The 1,774-nt window shown below is 42.1% G+C and carries 2 protein-coding genes; both read left to right on the top strand.

The features are described from left to right. Window positions 1-448: 448 nt before the first annotated feature. Window positions 449-877, top strand: coding sequence for a XisH family protein (locus ABW391_RS29395; RefSeq protein ID WP_353485471.1), 429 nt, complete (start codon window positions 449-451; stop codon window positions 875-877). After that, entirely contained in the window at window positions 874-1,203 is a 330-nt protein-coding gene (locus ABW391_RS29390; RefSeq protein ID WP_353485470.1) for an element excision factor XisI family protein, read from the top strand. The genes ABW391_RS29395 and ABW391_RS29390 overlap by 4 nt, the downstream gene beginning before the upstream one ends. Window positions 1,204-1,774 lie beyond the last annotated feature (571 nt).

The following is a 1,774-nucleotide window of genomic DNA, read 5'->3' as shown; positions in this document are numbered from 1 at the left end:
GAGTGCGTACCCCGATAAATCGGGACAGGACAGCGCTACGGACGAGAAAATAAACGAAAAGCAGGGAAAAAAGACCATTTTTGAACCAAGCAGTCTCTCATTACAATAAGTCTTAAACAGCCTTGATTTTTTTGGTTACTTTTTGCATCAAGGCAAAAAGTGACAAAGAATAAATTGACGTAAATTATTGATAATCATGAATTTAATAAAAATGTTTCCTGATTGAAGCTCTATAACCAACGAAATATTTCAATAGCCCTCAAGTAAAAGTGCACAACTACAAAAGCGACCCCAATGGGAACGCGGATGACGCAGATTCAGCGGATTTCCGCAGATCAAATCCGTGTCAATCCGCTAGATCCGCTTTATCCACGTTCCCATATCATCTGGGTGGGCATTGCAAATGATCCCAGAAAAGCTTAATTTGCGTTTCAATTTGTATGAATAAATGGCTAAAGACTTATTTCACAATACAGTTAAAGAAGCCTTGGAAAAAGATGGCTGGACAATCACTCATGATCCATATGAACTCCGTATGGAAGCCCTTCATCTTTTTGAAGCCAAAATGCAAATCGATTTGGGAGCGGAACGGTTGATTGCCGCAGAAAAAGGACATGAAAAGATTGCTGTTGAAGTAAAAAGTCTTTTGGGCCCTTCGCTCATTTACGATTTACACAATCTTGTTGGTCAATTTATCGATTATCAAATCGGCTTAGAAGCACAAGAACCTGACAGAGTCTTATATGTTGCTGTGCCCAAAATTCAGTATGAAAGACTAGCTGATCAAGAGCTTTTTAAACGCATCGTAAAACGTGCAGGTCTGAAAGTAATTGTTTTTGAACCTGAAACAAAAGTTTTAGCAAAATGGCAGAAATGAAAGTATACGAACAGATCATTCTGGACGTGCTTCAAGCAGAAAGAATCGAAAGAAGCCCCAATCAAGTTCAAGATTTGGTGCTTGCCGACAAAGAAAGCCACCACTATCAATTGCTGCGAACTGGCTGGGAAACGAATGAGTATTTTGTCAACAAAATCATTTTCCATTTTCACATCAGCGACAATGGAAAAATCTGGCTTTTGGCCAACAATACCGATGTGCCCATCACTGATGAACTAATCAAACGCGGTGTTCCGGTTTCGGATATTGTTCTGGGCTTTCATCCTGAGAAATACAGAGCTTATTCCGGGTTTGCAACAGCTTAGAAACTGATGGCTGAATTACTCTCAGGGCCCACAATGGAACCAGAGCAAGTACAGGCATACGCCGAATTGCGTGATTACATGAACGCTTGGACTATTGCCCTATGATTTGTTTAGATCGTTCGATTCTTATTGAATACTTTCGGAAATCTCAGAAAGAAAATTCTACCTGGTACAAGCTGTCCAGCAAGCACCAAAATCCAAGCACCCTCCGGTCGATTGGTTCTAGTTTTAAACCATTTTGGATTGGGCTGTAGCGGAGAGTAACAAGAAGTAATATTGACATTTTTCGCAGCTTCGCTTTTGAAACCACGACGAGCACGACGTTTTATGCGCTTCACGCTTTTTGAGGCTTCGCCTCTTTTTGCTAAAAGCGACAACAATGGGAGAACGGATGACGCGGATTTGGGCGGATTAAAACGGATTTTGCTTTGCCTGCGGCAAAGCTTTTTAGATACTTTGTGCCATCACGCTGAAGGCGGGAAATCCGTTCCAATCCGCTTAAATCCGGGGCATCCGTTCTCCTATTGACGTCCCGCTACACCGGAGGCGTAAAAGCGCGGAGCGCGTAATC

It is taken from the genome of Haliscomenobacter sp. (genome assembly GCF_040403615.1).
GTDB lineage: Bacteria > Bacteroidota > Bacteroidia > Chitinophagales > Saprospiraceae > Haliscomenobacter.
The sequence above is the reverse complement of the archived record's forward strand: the minus strand, read 5'-3'. Positions and strand labels throughout refer to the sequence as shown.